We start from the raw sequence: 17,154 nt of genomic DNA, 5'->3' as shown, positions 1-17,154 counted from the left end.
GGCGCTTGATGACGATTGACCCAACCACAAAAGGAGACTTTCATGCAACTCACATCCCTGTTAAAAATCCTTGCCGTCTCGGCATCCCTGACCGTGGTTCCGACCCTGGCATCGGCCCAGGCCTATCCGACCCGCACCATCAAGATCATCGTGCCCGCCCCGCCGGGCGGCGCGATCGACACCATTGCCCGCGTCGTTGGAGACAAGATCGGGGCGGCTATGGGTCAGCCGGTGATCATCGAAAACAAGCCTGGCGCATCCAACAACCTCGGCACGGATGTCCTGGCCAAATCAGCACCCGATGGCTACACGATCGGCATCGTGGGCGGCAGCCACAACACCAACAAGTTCCTGTTCAAAAACCTGGGCTGGGACCCGGAAAAAAGCTTCGAGCCCATCATCTACACCCACGAGGTCCCTCTGGTGTTCGCCATCTACCCGCAGATTCCCGCCAAGACACTGCCCGAGTTCGTGGCCTGGATGAAAGCCAATCCAGACCAGGCTAAGGTAGCCACCTCTGGCCGCGGCAGTGCACAGGAAATGGCGGCCGAGATGTTTCGCATGGCGAGCGGTGCGCCCATGCTGCTGGTCCCCTACAAGGGCTCTTCCGCCGCCCACCCGGATCTGCTGGCCGGGCGCACCGCGCTCTACATCGACACGATCAGCGCCATCCAGTCGCAGGTAAAAGCCGGCAACGTACGAGCCGTTGCGGTGTCAACCCAGAAGCGAAGCATGTCTCTGCCGGACGTGCCGACCGCGAACGAACAGGGGCTCAAAGGCTATGATGCCAACACGAATGGAGGGTTCCTGGCGCCGGCCGGAACACCCAAGGCGATTGTCGCCAAGCTCAATGCCGAGATCAACGCAGCGCTGAAGCTGCCTGACGTGCGAGCCAAGCTGGAGGCTGCGGGTATCGAGATCCAGGGCGGAACGCCGCAGGAGTACGCCGCGGTGATCAAGTCCGACCTCGCCAAGTGGGGCAAGGTCGTCAAGGAGGCGGGCATCCAGCCGGAGTGAGTCAGGGGCTATGGCCGGATTCTGTCCAAGGCGACTCGACGCACCATGTGTTGGCGATGACCGTTTGGACGAGACGGCGCCATCGCAGATTGGCCAGGCTGGTCACCTCAAAGGAGTGAGCGTGTAACCGTCAGCTCAAAGACGCTCAACAGTGCCATGGCATGTATAGGCAAAATCGCGGAACAGAAGACGCCGTTCATGCCAGCCATTGTTGGTGCACCGGCCCGGACTTTTCGCGGGCTACGCAGAGCTGGTTAGAACTGGTGTTAGAGCTGAGTATCGGCTTTGGCCAACTCCCGGCTGCTTCCGTCGACGCAATCATCGCCACATTGCTGGCGGCCAGCCTGTAAATGCGACCGTCCAGTTTGGAGCGAGCAGTTCCGACAGGCAAAAGTCAGCAGTCAGTCCTGACCTTCCCCCTGGTGCAAACGCGCAAATGACTGGAGCCGCCCAAAGCAGCCGTTACGACTCATCCTGTTAGGCATTCTCATTGATGTGAGAAACCAACCTCGTTCGGACGTCCTGCCAACTGCAACCTAGCCACCACCTCCGCCGTCTCCGCCACCAGCTTCCCCTTCCTCCAGACATTCAACCGGATCGCTTCAACAGGGTCCCGCGCCTGCAAGAGCACAAAGCTCGCATCGCATCCCACTTCCAGCCCATAGCCCTGCAGGTGCATCACCTTCGCGGCATTGGTCGTCACAGCGTCGAAGCATTGGCGGATGCCTTTCTGGCTCGTCATCCGCGCCACATGCAGGCCCGTGTGCGCCACTTCCAGCATGTCGCCCGAGCCCATGCCGTACCGCGGGTCCATTACGCAGTCCTGGCCGAAGGCGACGTTGACGCCTGCGGCCATCAGCTCGGGCACGCAGGTCATGCCGCGGCGCTTGGGGTAGGCGTCGCGAAGAACCTTTATTGATTTCGTTCAGCTTGCGTTCACCTAGCCCTTTGTAAGCTGTGCTCCATATCAACCAAGGAGCCTCTTCATGAAACGTTCTGCCATTCTTTGCCTGACCACGCTGCTGGCAGCGGGCGCCCAAGCCCAGACCTTCAACGACACTGCCCGCGTGCGCAATGTCAACCCCCAATACGAGAACGTCTCCGTGCCGCGCAACGAGTGCACCAGCCAGTGGGTGACCGAGCAGCAACCCGTGGCCGCTTCGCGCAATTACGGCGGGCTGGCGGTTGGCGGTGTGGCCGGCGCCGTGCTGGGCAACCAGGTCGGCAAGGGCCACGGCCGCGAAGCCGCTACCGCGCTCGGTGCCGTGGTCGGCGCGCTGGCCGGCGAGCACTTTGCCAACCAGAACGGTTGGGGTGGTGGCTACCAGCAGGCATCCCAGCCGCAGCAGCGCCAGGTGCAAACCTGCAACACTGTCAACGACGTGCAGTCCCGCCTCACGGGCTACCAGGTCGAGTACGAGTACCACGGTCAGGTCTACAGCACGGTGACCCGCGAGAAGCCGGGCCGCACCTTGCCTGTGCGCGTTTCGGTGGCCCCGGTGGAGCCGGTGGCGTCGGTGGGGCGCGAGTCCCAGGGCGCAAGCGAATACCAGGGCAGGCGCGATGACCGTGGCGGTCGCGAGTACTATGGTGCTTACAACCGATGAACGCACGATGAACGCATTTGCCAAACTGCTCTGCGCCACCTTGCTGGTGGCATCCAGCCTGGCCTGGGCCGACCTGAGCCGTGACGACGCGGCCGCGGCGGCCCAGCGGGCCAGTGGCGGCCGCGTGCTGTCCGTCGAAAAGTCCGAGTCTTCGGGCCGGCCGGTATGGCGCGTCAAGGTGGTCACGCCGGCTGGTGAGGTCCGCGTGATCCAGGTGGACGTCGCCACCGGCCAGGTTCGATAGTGTGGTGTTGCACGCTATCTGGCACATAAAAATGCGTCTTTTCGGCCATGGCGGCGTTGCAAATCCGCGCGATACCTACGGGTATCGCTGTGGTTTGCGCCTTGCCCTGACCAAAAATCCATCATTTTTATTTGTGCCATCAAGCATGCAACACCACACTAGGGCCGCCTGCGGCAGCTTTAACCCATGCGCTTGTTACTGATCGAGGACGATGCCGCGCTGCGGCTCACCCTGGCCCGCCAGCTGGAGGCCGATGGCTACCGGGTCGACCAGGCCAAGGACGGCGAAGAGGGCCTGTTCCTGGCGCGCGAGTACCCGGTTGACCTGGTCATCGTCGACCTGGGGCTGCCCAAGCTGAGCGGGCTGACCATCGTGCAGCGCCTGCGCCAGGAGGGGCGTGCCATACCCATCCTGATCCTCACCGCACGCGGCAGCTGGCAAGACAAAGTGGTGGGGCTGGAGGCCGGGGCCGACGACTACCTGGTCAAGCCTTTCGAATACCCGGAGCTGGCGGCGCGGCTCAAGGCCTTGCTGCGGCGCTCGCTCAAGACGGCCTCTGACGTGCTGACGCTCGGCCCCCTCAGCATCGACCTGTCGGCGCAGGCGGTGCGGCTCAATGGCGCGGTGCTGGAGCTCACGGCGTTCGAGTACCGCCTGCTCGAGTATCTGGTGCGCCAGCGCCCGGGCATCGTCACCAAGCAGGCGCTGTCGGACTACCTGTACCCGCACGGGGAAGACCGCGACAGCAACGTGCTGGAGGTGTTGGTGGGTCGGCTGCGGCGCAAACTCGACCCGGACGGCAGCCTCGGCCCCATCGACACCGTGCGGGGGCGGGGCTACAGGTTCACCCTGGAATGAAGGCCGGCTACTCCATCCGCGCCCGCCTGCTTCTGGGGGCTGCGCTGGTGCTGCTGGCCTTCATGGCCGGTGCGGGGCTGGCGGTGCAGCGTGCCCATGAGGACAGTGTGCGCACCGTCCACTTTGGCCGGCTGCAGAGCACCGTCTACCTGCTGCTGGCAGCTGCCGAACTTGATGCCGGCGGTGCGCTGGTGATGCCGCCCGAGTTTGCGGAGCCGCGCCTCTCGCTGCCGGGGTCTGGCCTGTACGCCGGTATCTACAACGTGTTGCGGGGGGATCAGTGGCAGTCAGCCTCGACCCTGGGCTTTCCGCCGCCGTTCCGGCGCAGCCTGCAACCCGGTCAATGGCGCAACGAGACGGTGGATGGGGCCGGTGGGTCCTTCCTGTCGGTCAGCTATGCCGTCACCTGGAAGGCCTCCGCGCGTGAGGCACCGCTGGTGCTCACGGTGCTGGAAGACCGCGCGGCCTTCGACCGCGAGGTTGGCGCCTTTACCCGCACCCTGTGGCTCTGGCTGGGCGGCGCCGCCGTGCTGCTGTTGCTGGCCCAGCTGTGGCTGTTGCGGTGGGGCTTGGCACCGCTGCGGCGCGTGGCCAGCGAGATCCGGCGCATCGAAGAGGGTGAGCAATCGCGCATCGAGGGCCGCTACCCCACCGAAATCTCGGGCCTCACGGACAACCTGAACACCCTGATCCAGCAGGAGCGCGAGCGCCAGACCCGGCATCGCGACGCGCTGAGCTTTCTGGCCCACAGCTTGAAGACTCCGCTGGCCGTGCTGCGCAGCGCCCTGGCCGAGCCGGCGCAACTACCAGCAACGGTGGCCCAGCAGGTGAGCCGCATGGACGACATCGTGCAGCACCAGCTGGGGCGCGCCATTGCGGGGGGCGCCGCGCGCTTTGCGCCGCCGCTTCTGGTGGCGCCGATCCTGGAGCGCATTCGCGACGCGCTGGCCAAGGTCTATGCCGAAAGGGCGTTGGACTTCAGCGTCGAGTGCCCGCCCGACCTGGCCTGGCGCATCGACGAGGGCGACTTGTTCGAGATGCTGGGCAACCTGCTGGACAACGCGGCCAAGTGGGCGCGCAGCCGCATCATGGTGCGGGTGTGGCGCGAAGCAGGGCGCCTGTGCATCCGCATCGAGGACGATGGCCCCGGGTTCAGCGACACGGAGTCCGCCCTGCGGCTCCACGTGCGGGGAGACGAGCGCGTGCCCGGGCACGGCGTCGGGCTGGCCGTGGTGAGCGACCTGGTGGCCAGTCACCAGGGGGAACTCAAGCTCACACGCGGCTCGATGGGCGGCGGGCGGGTCGACATCGTGTTGCCGGTGGCTTGAGAACCTGAGAAGCATGCTCTTCAAGGTGAAAGCTGGAAGTTCTTAACTTACCTTGAAGAAGGCGGTCTTGGCGGGTCGGTTGGCGACGGTCAAGCTCGCCACCATCTCTGCCGTTTCGGCCACATGCAGGCCCATGTGTGCCACCTCCGGCATGTAGTCGCAGCACGCCGCATCACAGGTCCATCCAAACCGCCCCTCGCGCCATGTATCCAGGCAGAAAAATAATGGCTTGACTTCGAGTGCACTCGAAGTTTTACAGTAACGGCATGAGCACATCTCTGAGCATCGCCGAGGCCGCCAAGGCCACCGGCTTAACTGCCTACACCCTGCGCTACTACGAGCAGATCGGCCTGATTGCGCCCGTGGACCGCCGCGGCGGCGCGCGCCGCTACAGCGACACTGACATGCGCTGGCTGGAGTTCCTGGTGCGCCTGCGTGCCACCGGCATGTCCATGCGCGACATGCAGCGTTACGCGCAGCTGCTGCGCCAGGGGCAGGCGCCCCACAGCCTGGCCGAGCGGCAAACCCTGCTGGAAGAGCATGCCCGGCGGGTCGAGGAAGACATGCGCGCGCTCGGTGAAACGCTTCAATACATCCGCAAGAAGATTCGCATCTACCAGGAGCTGCGAACAATGCCCAAACGTGCCTGAAACGCTGGCCCTTCCCATTTTTTTGACATTCCCCAACTCAATATTTTCAGAAGGAACACCATGAAAACCCGCACCCTCGGCCGCAACGGCCCCGCCATTTCCGCCATCGGCCTCGGCTGCATGGGCATGAGCGACTTCTACAGCAACCGCGACGATGCGGAGTCCGTCGCCACCATTCACCACGCACTGGACCAGGGCCTCAATTTCCTCGACACCTCCGACGTCTATGGGCCGCACACCAACGAACTGCTCATCGGCAAGGCCATTGCCGGACGCCGCAAGGATGTGTTTCTGGCGACCAAGTTCGGCATGTCGCGCGACCCGGCCAACGAGGCGGCGCGGGGGGTCAATGGCCGCCCCGAATATGTCAAGGCCAGTTGCGACGCCAGCCTCAAGCGCCTGGGCATTGAGCAGATTGACCTCTATTACCAGCACCGCGTCGACAAGACCGTGCCGATCGAAGACACCGTGGGCGCGATGGCTGAACTGGTGCAGGCCGGAAAGGTGCGCTATCTTGGCCTTTCCGAGGCATCGGCTGCCACTATCGAGCGTGCCTGCAAGGTGCATGCCATCGCCGCCTTGCAAAGCGAGTATTCGCTGTGGACGCGCGACCCGGAAGTAACCGGCACATTGGCCGCTTGCCGCAAGCATGGGGTGAGCCTGGTAGCTTATTCGCCGCTCGGCCGTGGCTTCCTCACCGGCGCGTTCTCAAAGCCGGAGGATATTCCTGCCGACGACTACCGTCGCCGTTTTTCGCCGCGTTTCCAGAGTGAAAACTTCAACCGCAATCTCGAGCTGGTGGAAAAGGTGAAGCAACTGGCCGGGGCCAAGGGCACGACGGCGTCACAAGTGGCTTTGGCCTGGGTGCTGGCTCAAGGCGAGGACATCATTCCCATCCCCGGCACAAAGCGGCGCACGTATCTTGACCAGAATATCGCCGCTCTCGACCTTGAACTGAGCAAGGCAGAACTGGCCGAGCTGGACCAGGCATTTCCGCCCGATGCCGCTGCGGGCCTGCGTTACCCGGAATCGTTTATCGGCTCAGTCAACGCCTAGTTGTAGTGGCAGTGGCGTGGCCGAAGGCGAAGGTGACGCCCGTAGTCAGATTTCTTCAATGTAAAAGTGTAATTTAATGAATTTAGCTTGAAGTTTAAGACTCTTCAAGGTAAATTGGAAGAATCAATATTTACATTGAAGACGCCCTTGAATTCCTTTTATGAGCTGAACGAGCAGCAAAAACGGCAACTCATCGATGCCGAGATGCTTTTCTCCGCGCTGGAGCAGGCGGAGGCGGAGGCTATTCGCCACAGGGGCTCGATGTTCTGGCGGGAGCAGGATGGCGGCCGCTACCTTATTTCGCTCTCGGCTCACTCCAGGCAGCGGTCTCACGGACCCGCTTCACCCGAGAACGAGTTGAAGTATGAACGGTTCACCACAAGAAAAGCCGAGGTTGAGGCTCGGCTAAAGACTCTGCGGGAAAAGGCGGAGGAATACAGGCGCATGAACAAGGCGCTGCGTCTGGGGCGAACGCCGGACATCCTGATTGAGGTGCTCAACGCGATGATGCGCTACGGGGTGGCTGAGCATTTTCTGGTGGTGGGAACCCACGCGCTGTTTGCCTACGAGACCGCCGCGGGTGTGCGTTTCCCAAGCGATGTGATGGCCACCCAGGACGCTGACCTGCTCTTCGACACCGTCAGGAGAGCGGCCTTTATGGAAGTGATGAAGGACCGCAAGATGTCCTTCCTCGGCATCCTGAAGAAGGTCGACAAGACCTTTGAGCGTGATGAACTGGACAACTCCACCGCGCGCAACGCCTCAGGCTACGAGATTGACCTGATTCGCCGATTTCCGCCGGATCCGGAAGACATGACGGAACACCCGCTTCAGCTGACACCCGACGAAGGGGATCTGTGGCCTGTTCGCGCCTCCATGGGGCAAAAGCTGTTGTCTGTGCCCCGTTTCGATCAGGTTGTGGTCGGCGTGAATGGCGCCATGGCGCGCATGCGCACTGTGCATCCACTGGACTTTGCCCGGATCAAGCGCGAGCTTTCCAAAGATATCCATCGCGAGCCCCTCAAGAAGTCCAAGGACCTGGCGCAGGCGGACATGGTGGAGACGCTGGTTCGGGAGTACCTGCCGCACCTGGCCAAAGATCTGGCCAACAAAGCCCCGGGCAGCGAAGACACTACCGGGAAGGCATAAAGCTGGTTGCTGGTGATCGCAGTGTCATCCGCAACTGCGCCGTGGCCGCTGGCGTCTCGGCCAGCAGCGTTCCCTTCTTCCATACCTTCAATCGATTCGCCCGCAGCCGAATCGCCTCAATCGCGTCCCGCGCCTGCAGCAGCACAAAACTCGCATCGCAGCCCACCTCCAGCCCATAGCCTTGCAGGTGCATTACCTTGGCCGCATTGGTCGTCACCGCGTCGAAGCATTGGCGAATGCCTTTCTGGCTGGTCATCTGCGCCACATGCAGGCCCATGTGCGCCACCTCCAGCATGTCACCGCTGCCCATGCCGTACCACGGGTCCATCACGCAGTCGTGGCCGAAGGCAACGTTGACGCCTGCGGCCATCAGTTCGGGCACGCGGGTCATGCCTCGGCGCTTGGGGTAGGTGTCGTGGCGGCCTTGCAGGGTGATGTTGATGAGCGGGTTGGCGATGACGCTGACCTCAGACTCGGCTATCAACGGAATCAACTTGCTGACGTAGTAGTTGTCCATGCTGTGCATTGACGTGCAATGCGAGCCGTTGACGCGGCCTTGCAGGCCCAGGCGCTGGGTTTCAAAGGCCAGCGTTTCGATGTGGCGCGACAGCGGGTCGTCGGACTCGTCGCAATGCATGTCTGTCAGCAGGCCGCGCTCGGCGGCGATTTCGCAGAGCAGCTTCACGCTCGCCGCCCCGTCGGCCATGGTCCGTTCGAAGTGGGGGATGCCGCCGACCACGTCGACGCCCTTGTCCAGCGCGCGCTTGAGGTTTTCAACACCGCCTTGGGTGCGCAGCACGCCGTCTTGCGGGAAGGCGACCAGTTGCAGGTCGATGTAGGGCGCGACCTGTTTCTTGACTTCCAGCAGCGCGTCCACAGCCAGCAGGCTGGGGTCGCTGGTGTCCACATGGCTGCGAATGGCCAGCAGGCCCTTGGCGACGGCCCAGTCGCAGTAGGTGAGGGCGCGTTCAATGATGGCGTCGGCCGTCAGCGTGGGTTTCAGCTCGCCCCACACGGCGATGCCTTCGAGCAAGGTGCCGCTCTCGTTGACACGCGGCAGGCCGTAGCTGAGGGTGGCGTCCATGTGGAAGTGCGGGTCCACAAAATGCGGGCTGAGCAGGTAGCCGCCTGCGTCTACCGTTTCATGGGCGGGGGCGCTGAGGCCAGGCTCCACCGCGGTGATGCGGCCGCCCTGCACGGCAACAGACATGCTGGTTCGGCCGTCCGGCAGCGTCGCGTTGGTGATCAGTAAATCGAGCATGAAACCCCCGAGGATGGAATGCGTCAGTGGTCAGTGGTCAGTGGTCAGTGGAACGGGAGAGCTGCTGCCAGCCAGCGCGCCACACCGTGCTGGTTTTATCGTCACCCTCGGGGCAGGGTTTCCTCAGCGCCTGCGCCATCGCTGGCGGACCACAGAGCAATGCCAAAAACGATACTACAGATCAAACAGCCTTTGCACCAGCCACCAGCTTGCGAGCATGGCCACCAACAGTGAGCCGACCTTGAGCACGCCCACGCGGTAGAACTTTGTGGCGCGCAGCCAGAACGCCAGCGGCAAAAACACGGCGACGATGGCCAGCTGGCCCACTTCCACGCCGGCATTGAAGCCCACCAGCGCCAGCACCAGCGCATTTTGCGGCAGGCCCAGGTCGGCCAGCACCGAGGCAAAACCGAAGCCATGGAGCAGGCCAAACACGAAGGCCATCACCCAGCGCCGGCCCTCAATCGTGCCGCGCAGATTGTTCAGCGCCGCCACGACCACCGAGGCCGCGATGGCTGACTCGACCAGCCGCGAGGGCAGGCTGATGATCTGCAGCGCCGCCAGGCTGAGTGTGATGGAATGGGCCAGCGTGAAGGCCGTGACCACCTTGACCACCTCTTTGACAGCGCCGCCCAGCCGGGGGGCGGGTTCCCATTGGCCCTGGCGCCGCATCAGCACGGACGGCAGCAGCAGCGCCAGCAGAAACAGGATGTGGTCGTAGCCGATCCAGATATGCCAGACGCCATCGAGCAGGTACTGGCGCAGGGTTTGCCAGGCGCCGGCGGGTTGCAGCGCCAGTGACTGCTCGGCCGAGTCGGTGCCGAAGACCAGCGCCTGGGCGCTCTCGGTGCCGGGCGCTATCCATTGCACCAGGCCCCGGTGGGACGGGTCCACGTCGAACAGCAGGGAATAGCGCGCCTTGAGCACGCCGGATAGGTTGGCACACTGCGCGGTGAGGCTGAGCACGGCGTAGGTGCCGTCGCTGTGCCTGTCGAGCGCGAGCGGGCTGCTAGTGACCCAGGCGCAGGGCTTGTCAGCCACGGTGAGCTCCAGCCGGTTGATGGCCAGCCGCGTGATCTCGTCGCTGCGCTGCCGGACTTCGCCCCAGGTCAGTTCGCCATTGCCGTCGCGGTCGAGTTGCAGCACATAGTCGAGGTCGCGCAGGGCGATGTCCCAGCGCACGGCAATATCGCTGCTGCCGGAGGCGGCGCGCAGGGTCAGGTAGCTGTCGCTAGGCTTGTGGGCCCAGGCCGTGCCTTGCAAGACTTGCAAAAGCAGGGCGGCCAGCAGCACAAGGAAGCGCTTCACAAGGCCGCGCTTCATCGTGTGGCTCCCTGGGCGGCCAGCTGCGTGGCGAGTTTGTCAAATGCCGGATCTTCGTAGCGGCTGGTGCGCAGCCAGTCGAGGGCGGGCTGTGCGGCCTTGGCCTGGCCGGCGGCGAGCGCGGTACGCATCAGGATTTCGGCATCGCGCGGCTCTTTCTGGACCAGGTAGTTGCGGGCCGCCAGTGCCAGCGCCTTGGCGGCGTTGTGTTCGATGTCAAGCTCGAAGCGCGCCGCCTCCTGCTCGTGCAGCCGGTCGCCGCGCTGCGCAGCCGCTTGGAAGCGCTCGCGCAGCTGCCCGGCCCAGTCGCCAGCGCGCGTGTCGCCTGCGGCGGCGCCTGCCAGCGCCAGCCGCAGCAGCAGGACGTCGGAGCGTTCCCACCCGGCCAGCAGTTTCAGCACCTCTGCCGGTCGCTGGTGTGCCAGCAGGAAGTCTGCATAGGCTCCCAGCAGAAACTGGTCGGTGATGCCTTGCTTGAGTGCATCCCGGAAGTAGCCCTCCGCGGCGTCGTGGCGCTGCAGCCGCCACGCCATTTCTGCCAGCCGGGTGTCAAGCCACAGCAGCAACTCGGGTGAGGTCTGCGGTGCGGCCTTGCCAGCGGTGGCCAGTTGCCCGAAGGCGGCCTCGAGCTGGCCGGTGGTGGCACGTACATAGGCGATGCAACCCGCGCCCAGCAACGGCTCGGCCAGCGGCGTCAGCCGCTCGCAGTCGGCCAGGGCTTCAGCGTAGCGCGCCTGCACCATGAAGACGGCGGCCCGCCAGGACAGGGGCTCGGGCGAGGCGGGGTCCAGCTGGCTGGCTTTGGCCAGGCTGGCCAGAGCGCCTTCGAAGTTGTGGCTGTATTGCTGGATCAGCCCATGCAGCAGCCAGTAGCCGGACCCGGCCGCAGCCGGCGGAGCCAGCGGAGCGATCGTCGCAGAGGCGTAACCCACGTAGCGCGGGTCGCCCTGGGCCATGGCCATGTCGAAATAGCGCCGCGCGATTTCTACCCGCAGGATGGCGTCTTCCGGCCGCGCAGCGAGTTGCCGGCGCAGCGACTCGACACGCCTGAGCGCCGGATCGCTGGCCCGGCCGGGCAGGCGCTCGACGACTTCTGAATCACTGGCGGGGGTGTAGGGGGCGGCCTGAATAGCCGGGCAAAACAGGCTGGCAAGGCCCAGCAGCGCGGCGCCGGCGGCGCGCCGTGCAAACGTAGGTAAAAACATGCGGGGAGTGTAGCGGCTGCCTGACGGTTGCCTGGCGATTGCTAGCGGTTGCCTGACGGCTACTTGGTGCCGAAGATACGGTCGCCCGCATCACCCAGACCGGGCAGGATGTAGCCGTGGTCGTTGAGCTGGCGGTCGATGGCCGCGGTGTAGATGGCCACGTCTGGGTGGGCTTTTTGCAGGGCGGCGATGCCTTCCGGGCAGGTCAGCAGGCAGACGAACTTGATGGACTTCGGGTTGAGTTCCTTGAGCCGGTCGACGGCTGCAATGGCGGAATTGCCCGTGGCCAGCATGGGGTCGACGATAACGACGTCACGTTCCTGCATGTCGTGCGGCATCTTGAAGTAGTACTCGACCGCAGTCAGCGTTTTCGGGTCGCGGTACAGGCCCACATGGCCAACGCGCGCGCCGGGCACCACGCTGAGCATGCCCTCCAGGATGCCGTTGCCGGCACGCAGGATGGAAACGAAGACCAGTTTTTTGCCATCGATGACCCTGGACGTCATTGTTTCCAGCGGCGTTTCGATCTCGATCTCCTGCATGGGCATGTCGCGCGTGACCTCGTAGGCCATCAGCAAGCTCAGCTCGTTCAGCAGGGTGCGAAAGGTGTTGGTGGAGGCGTCCTTGCGCCGCATCAGCGTGAGCTTGTGCTGCACGAGCGGGTGGTCAATGACGTGGACTTTGTCGCTGCGAGTGGTCATGTTGTGATGCGCTTTATTCTTGATTCAAGCTATTGCTTCAAAAGACGGTGCCGTCGCTCTCGATGTTCAGGGGCGGCTGGCCGCCATGCAGTTGCTGTGCCAGTGCCCGCCCGGCGGCCCAGGTCCCCCCTTCAAGCACGCAGGCCAGCGGCATCTGCTCGGCAGTCAATCCTAACTGCTCGCGGACCAGCGGTGCAAGTTCGTCCAGCAGGGCCACCGTCAGTGCGCGCCATTCCACAATCAGCTCATCGCCGGCGCCATGCAGTTGCCCGGCCTGCGACTCATCCTTCAGGCGCAGCACGCCGGCGTCCAGGAAGAGGCCGCCGTTGCGGTATTCGGGCAGCCCGGTCAGCGCGTCCAGCCCTTGCACGCGAATGCCAGCCCATTCAAACGGCTCCAGCAGCGAGTAGGCGAGCCACTGCGACAGTTTGTGAAAAGGCATCCAGCCGTCGCTGAGGCTGGCCGGAGCGCTGCCGACCACACCACTGGCCACCCCGTTGGCCGCACTCTTGGTCGCACTACCGCCGCAAGCCGCGGCGTGCCGCCAGCAATCTCCCAGCGCAATGTTTTCAATGGCGTTCTGCGCGGGCCAGATGGGTGCCAGACCCGTCAGTAGCACCGACAGCAGCTCGTGTGCGTGAACGGCGGGCCGTTGTTCCTGATCTGTCTTTGTTTGTTCCGTCTCAACCTTGAACGATTGCTGTGGTTGTTGTTTAACCAGCAGGTCGAACAGGTGGCCGGGTCGCCCCGGCTGGCCAAACAGGGCCGGCTGATCCTGCAGTGCCTGGCCCAGGCGGCGCAGCAGCGCTGCACGCCCCTCCAGGCCCACCAGCGGATTGCTGGCTGTGACCTGAAAGGCCTGGCCCAGCCGTTCGGCCGTGACGGCTTTCAGTCCCTGGGTGTCGGCCTGCAATGGCAGTGATGGATCGCTGGAAAACAGGCCAGCCATGAAGGCATGAAAGCTGGCCACGCCCAGACCTTCCGACCGGCTGTATTCGTGCCCGGGGTGTTCCGCCTGCGCGGGCTCCCGGTAGGTCCAGTCGGGGCCGGCGCCGGCATCCAGCAGCACGCTGACCAGGGCCAGGTCGATTTGGGCGCGTGCCCGTTCAGCCGCCGAAACCTGTGCCAGCGCCGCGTTTAACTGGCCGGTCCGGTCCACGCCGCCGGCTTCAAAGTGCCGCCAGCGGCTGTGGTACGGAATCTTGAGATCCGGGTAGCGGGCGCGGGTCAGTTCGGCGACCAGTACGGCGGCGGTGTCCAGCGCCCCGTCGTTGACCGTGAACCAGGCCGACTCGCCGCGGCGTGCCCGTTCGAGCAGGGCGCGGGCCCGCGTCCGTATCGTTTCTGTAGAACGCAGTTCGGCCGCAGCCGACAGCAGTTGGGCGTCACCAGCTATTTTTTTCATGGCTGATGCGTCCGTAAAATTGGGGGCTCAGGTATCAAGTTCCCGTCCCTTGGCCTTTTTGAGCTCTTCGGCGTCGGGCACCGGCCCCGGCGTGAAATAGCCTGCGGCCATCTTGGCATCCATTTCCACGCGCGCATCTTCGGGAATCAGCGCGTCCGGAATATTCACGCGCTCGCCGATCTCGATGCCGGCCTTGATGATGGCATCGAACTTCATGTTGCTCATGGACACCAGGCGGTGAATCTTGCGCACGCCCAGCCAGCTCAGCACATCGGGCATGAGCTCCTGAAAACGCATGTCCTGCACGCCGGCCACGCATTCGGTGCGGGCGAAGTACTGGTCGGCGGTGTCGCCGCCCACCTGGCGTTTGCGCGCGTTGTAGACCAGGAACTTGGTGACCTCGCCGAGCGCCCGGCCTTCCTTGCGCGAATAGGCCACCAGGCCCACGCCGCCGCGCTGCGCACCCTGGATGCATTCCTCGATGGCGTGGGTGAGGTAAGGGCGGCAGGTGCAGATGTCCGAGCCAAATACGTCCGAGCCGTTGCATTCGTCATGCACCCGCGCTGTCAGTTCAATGGCGGGGTTGGCCAGGTCCTGCGGGTTGCCAAAGATGTAGACGGTCTGCCCGCCGATGGGGGGCAAAAACACCTCCAGGTCGCTGCGGGTGACGAGTTCGGGGTACATGCCGCCGGTTTCCTCGAACAGCACGCGGCGCAAGTCGGTTTCGCTGCAACCAAAGCGCCGGGCCACCTCGGGCAAATACCAGACGGGCTCGATGGCGGCCTTCGTGACCATGGCGGCGCCACCGTCAGTCAGGTACTTGCCGTCGGCCTTGAGGCGCCCCGACTGCAGCGCCTCAATGACTTCAGGCAGGATCACATGGGCCTTGGTGATGGCGATTGTCGGGCGGATGTCGTAGCCGGCGGCCAACTCGGCGGAAAACACGTCGGCCACCGCGGCGCCCCAGGGGTCCAGGGAAACGATGCGGCCGGGTTCGCTCCATTGGGGATAGGGGCCGATCAGGTCGGTGGGCGTGGTGTTGGTGAGGTCTGCCCTGTGCTGGCGCGACAGAGCGCCTGACGCGATGGCCAGCGCGCGGTAGACGCTGTAGGAGCCGCTGTGCGTGCCGATGACGTTGCGGTGGCTGCGCCGCGTGGTGGTGCCCACCACCGGCCCGCGTTCGGCCGCGCTGGCCGCACCCCAGTGAATGGTCAGGGCGCCCTGGCCGCCGGCGTGCGAGGTCAGGCGGATATGGCGGGGTGAGGTGGACGAATCGGAAGAAATGGATGAAGCGGACGAGGCGGACGAAATGGACGAAGTGGCGGATGGCGCAAGGGATGAGGCTGGCGCGGACGCGGCATCGACAGATTTCGCGGCAACTTCAGAGGGCATTGTGTGTCCTTCCAAAATCCCAATGTAGCGACGGCTGTTGAGCTTGACAAGCCCGGAACGCCTTGCCGGTCGCTAATTTGCGACAGGCGGCGCGGCGGCTACATGACGCAGGGGGAACAGGGCCAGAGCAGCGGGGCGGGCGGCATGCCCAGCAGGCGTCCGAGTACTGCCCGGCAGCATATCGCCGCCTGTGGCATTGCAACAGGGCCGTGATGAACGGCGATGTTGCTTTGGCGTCTTTTAGAGCCACTAACAAAACCCTCCTGGCGTCGTTGTGCCGCCTTGCCGTGCTACAGCACTGTCTGCGGCGGCACGCCTGGCCAGGACCACTGCGCTGGGTTTTGCTAGCGGCTCTTAGTCTTTTACTCTTTTATTTGGCTTAGCGCCGCTTGCCGCCAAAAATACCGCCCAGCACGCCCCGGATGATCTCTCGCCCGACGGCGGAACCCATGGTGCGGACGGCCGACTTGGCCATGCTTTGCGCCAGGCCTTCGTGCCGGCCGCCGCGTGGGCCGGTGCTGCCAAACAGCACATCGTTCAGGCCACCCAGGATGCCGCCGGAGGCAGACTCGCCCGCCGCGCCGCCAGCGGGGGCTTTGGCCGCCGCTTCGGCCGCGGCATCAGCGCGCCCCTTGATTTTTTCGTAGGCGGATTCACGGTCGACTTCCTTTTCGTAGACGCCCGCGACCAGCGAGTTTTGCAACAGCGACTGGCGTTGCTGGGGGGTGATTGGGCCGATCTGGCTACCGGGCGGCAGCACATAGACGCGCTCGGTGATGCTGGGGCGGCCCTTGCTGTCGAGAAAACTCACCAGCGCCTCGCCCACGGCCAGCTCGGTGATGGCCGTCTCGATGTCCAGCCCGGGTTTTTGTCGCATGGTCTGGGCGGTCGCCTTGACGGCTTTCTGGTCGCGCGGCGTGAAGGCGCGCAGGGCGTGCTGCACCCGGTTGCCCAGCTGGGCCAGGACGGAGTCGGGAATGTCCAGCGGGTTTTGCGTCACGAAATACACGCCCACGCCCTTGGAGCGCACCAGGCGCACCACCAGCTCGATGCGTTCAACCAGCACCTTGGGTGCTTCATTGAACAGCAAATGCGCTTCGTCAAAGAAGAACACCAGCTTGGGTTTTTCAGGATCGCCGATTTCGGGCAACTGCTCAAACAGCTCGGACAGCATCCACAGCAGGAAGGTGGCGTACAGGCGCGGCGAATTCATCAGCCGGTCGGCCGCCAGGATGTTGATCATCCCGTGCCCGGCGCCGTCGGTTTGCATGAAGTCGCTGATGTTGAGCATGGGCTCGCCAAAGAACTTGTCTGCGCCCTGGCTTTCGATCTGCATCAGGCCGCGCTGTATGGCGCCCACGCTGGCGGCGCTGACGTTGCCGTATTGCGTGGTGAACTGGCCGGCGTTGTCGCCCACGTACTGCAGCATGGCCCGCAGGTCCTTCAGGTCCAGCAGCAGCAGGCCGTTGTCGTCGGCAATCTTGAACACGAGGTTGAGCACGCCTGCCTGGGTCTCGTTGAGGTTGAGCATGCGGCCCAGCAGCAGCGGGCCCATGTCCGACACCGTGGCGCGAACGGGGTGCCCCTGCTCGCCGAACACGTCCCACAGCGTGGCCGGGCAGGCCAGGGGTTCGGGAGCCTCAATGCCGCGCTCCTTGAGGATGCCGGCCATTTTTTCACCGATGCTGCCAGCCTGGCTGATGCCGGTCAGGTCTCCCTTGACGTCCGCCATGAAGACGGGCACACCGATTTTCGAGAAATTTTCAGCCATCGTTTGCAGCGTGACGGTCTTGCCGGTGCCGGTGGCGCCGGTAATCAGGCCGTGGCGGTTGGCAAGCCCCGGAATAAGCTCACAATGGATAGACGCATTCTTGGCAATCAATAAGGGTTCGACCATGGCAGTGTCCTGGGGTGTAAGGAAGCTTGCAGCTCATCCCGATCCGGGCTACAGGGCCTCG

General features: G+C 64.3%; 15 protein-coding genes and 1 pseudogene. 8 read left to right on the top strand and 8 right to left on the bottom strand.

Annotated elements, in window-relative coordinates:
• Positions 1-42 precede the first annotated feature (42 nt).
• Positions 43-1,017, top strand: coding sequence for a Bug family tripartite tricarboxylate transporter substrate binding protein (locus AC1DUR_RS16925; RefSeq protein WP_477717298.1), 975 nt, complete (start codon positions 43-45; stop codon positions 1,015-1,017).
• Positions 1,018-1,504: 487 nt separating this feature from the next.
• On the opposite strand, the pseudogene AC1DUR_RS16920 reads toward AC1DUR_RS16925, so the two are convergent.
• Positions 1,505-1,918, bottom strand: a pseudogene (locus tag AC1DUR_RS16920) (amidohydrolase family protein); the annotation flags it as partial.
• A gap of 85 nt (positions 1,919-2,003) precedes the next feature.
• Here AC1DUR_RS16920 and AC1DUR_RS16915 point away from each other — a divergent pair.
• The 7 genes from AC1DUR_RS16915 (at position 2,004) to AC1DUR_RS16885 (ending at position 7,909) form a co-directional block, all read left to right on the top strand.
• Positions 2,004-2,624: a glycine zipper 2TM domain-containing protein gene (locus AC1DUR_RS16915; RefSeq protein WP_477717297.1), complete on the top strand. Its 621-nt coding sequence runs from the start codon at positions 2,004-2,006 to the stop codon at positions 2,622-2,624.
• 7 nt (positions 2,625-2,631) lie between these two features.
• Positions 2,632-2,868 carry a PepSY domain-containing protein gene (locus AC1DUR_RS16910; RefSeq protein ID WP_477717296.1) on the top strand — a complete coding sequence of 79 codons (237 nt, stop codon included), beginning with the start codon at positions 2,632-2,634 and terminating at the stop codon, positions 2,866-2,868.
• A 186-nt stretch (positions 2,869-3,054) separates the two neighbouring features.
• Positions 3,055-3,726: a response regulator transcription factor gene (locus AC1DUR_RS16905; protein WP_477717295.1), complete on the top strand. Its 672-nt coding sequence runs from the start codon at positions 3,055-3,057 to the stop codon at positions 3,724-3,726.
• On the top strand, positions 3,723-5,054 hold the full coding sequence (locus tag AC1DUR_RS16900; protein ID WP_477717294.1) for an ATP-binding protein: 1,332 nt from the start codon (positions 3,723-3,725) through the stop codon (positions 5,052-5,054). Before AC1DUR_RS16905 ends, AC1DUR_RS16900 begins: the two co-directional genes overlap by 4 nt.
• Positions 5,055-5,320: 266 nt before the next feature.
• Positions 5,321-5,704 carry a MerR family transcriptional regulator gene (locus AC1DUR_RS16895; RefSeq protein ID WP_477717293.1) on the top strand — a complete coding sequence of 128 codons (384 nt, stop codon included), beginning with the start codon at positions 5,321-5,323 and terminating at the stop codon, positions 5,702-5,704.
• Positions 5,705-5,764: 60 nt separating this feature from the next.
• Positions 5,765-6,760: an aldo/keto reductase gene (locus AC1DUR_RS16890; protein WP_477717292.1), complete on the top strand. Its 996-nt coding sequence runs from the start codon at positions 5,765-5,767 to the stop codon at positions 6,758-6,760.
• 147 nt (positions 6,761-6,907) lie between these two features.
• Positions 6,908-7,909: a nucleotidyltransferase family protein gene (locus tag AC1DUR_RS16885; RefSeq protein ID WP_477717291.1), complete on the top strand. Its 1,002-nt coding sequence runs from the start codon at positions 6,908-6,910 to the stop codon at positions 7,907-7,909.
• Here AC1DUR_RS16885 and AC1DUR_RS16880 read toward each other — a convergent pair.
• The 7 genes from AC1DUR_RS16880 to AC1DUR_RS16850 form a co-directional block, all read right to left on the bottom strand.
• Positions 7,893-9,170, bottom strand: a complete 1,278-nt coding sequence (locus tag AC1DUR_RS16880) for an amidohydrolase family protein (RefSeq protein ID WP_477717290.1) — start codon at positions 9,168-9,170, stop codon at positions 7,893-7,895. The genes AC1DUR_RS16885 and AC1DUR_RS16880 overlap by 17 nt on opposite strands.
• 174 nt (positions 9,171-9,344) lie before the next feature.
• A complete protein-coding gene (locus tag AC1DUR_RS16875; RefSeq protein ID WP_477717289.1) occupies positions 9,345-10,493 on the bottom strand; it encodes a HupE/UreJ family protein in 1,149 nt (382 codons plus the stop codon).
• Positions 10,490-11,698, bottom strand: coding sequence for a hypothetical protein (locus tag AC1DUR_RS16870; RefSeq protein ID WP_477717288.1), 1,209 nt, complete (start codon positions 11,696-11,698; stop codon positions 10,490-10,492). Before AC1DUR_RS16870 ends, AC1DUR_RS16875 begins: the two co-directional genes overlap by 4 nt.
• A 59-nt stretch (positions 11,699-11,757) precedes the next feature.
• Positions 11,758-12,399 carry a uracil phosphoribosyltransferase gene (gene upp / locus AC1DUR_RS16865; RefSeq protein ID WP_477717287.1) on the bottom strand — a complete coding sequence of 214 codons (642 nt, stop codon included), beginning with the start codon at positions 12,397-12,399 and terminating at the stop codon, positions 11,758-11,760.
• Positions 12,400-12,436: 37 nt separating this feature from the next.
• Positions 12,437-13,804, bottom strand: coding sequence for a URC4/urg3 family protein (locus AC1DUR_RS16860; RefSeq protein ID WP_477717286.1), 1,368 nt, complete (start codon positions 13,802-13,804; stop codon positions 12,437-12,439).
• A 27-nt stretch (positions 13,805-13,831) separates the two neighbouring features.
• A complete protein-coding gene (locus AC1DUR_RS16855) occupies positions 13,832-15,196 on the bottom strand; it encodes a GTP cyclohydrolase II (RefSeq protein ID WP_477717285.1) in 1,365 nt (454 codons plus the stop codon).
• 379 nt (positions 15,197-15,575) lie between these two features.
• Positions 15,576-17,093, bottom strand: a complete 1,518-nt coding sequence (locus AC1DUR_RS16850) for a helicase HerA-like domain-containing protein (protein WP_477717284.1) — start codon at positions 17,091-17,093, stop codon at positions 15,576-15,578.
• Positions 17,094-17,154 lie beyond the last annotated feature (61 nt).

It is taken from the genome of Polaromonas sp. P4_F4 (genome assembly GCF_056401355.1).
This window is presented reverse-complemented; position numbering and strand designations above follow the sequence as displayed.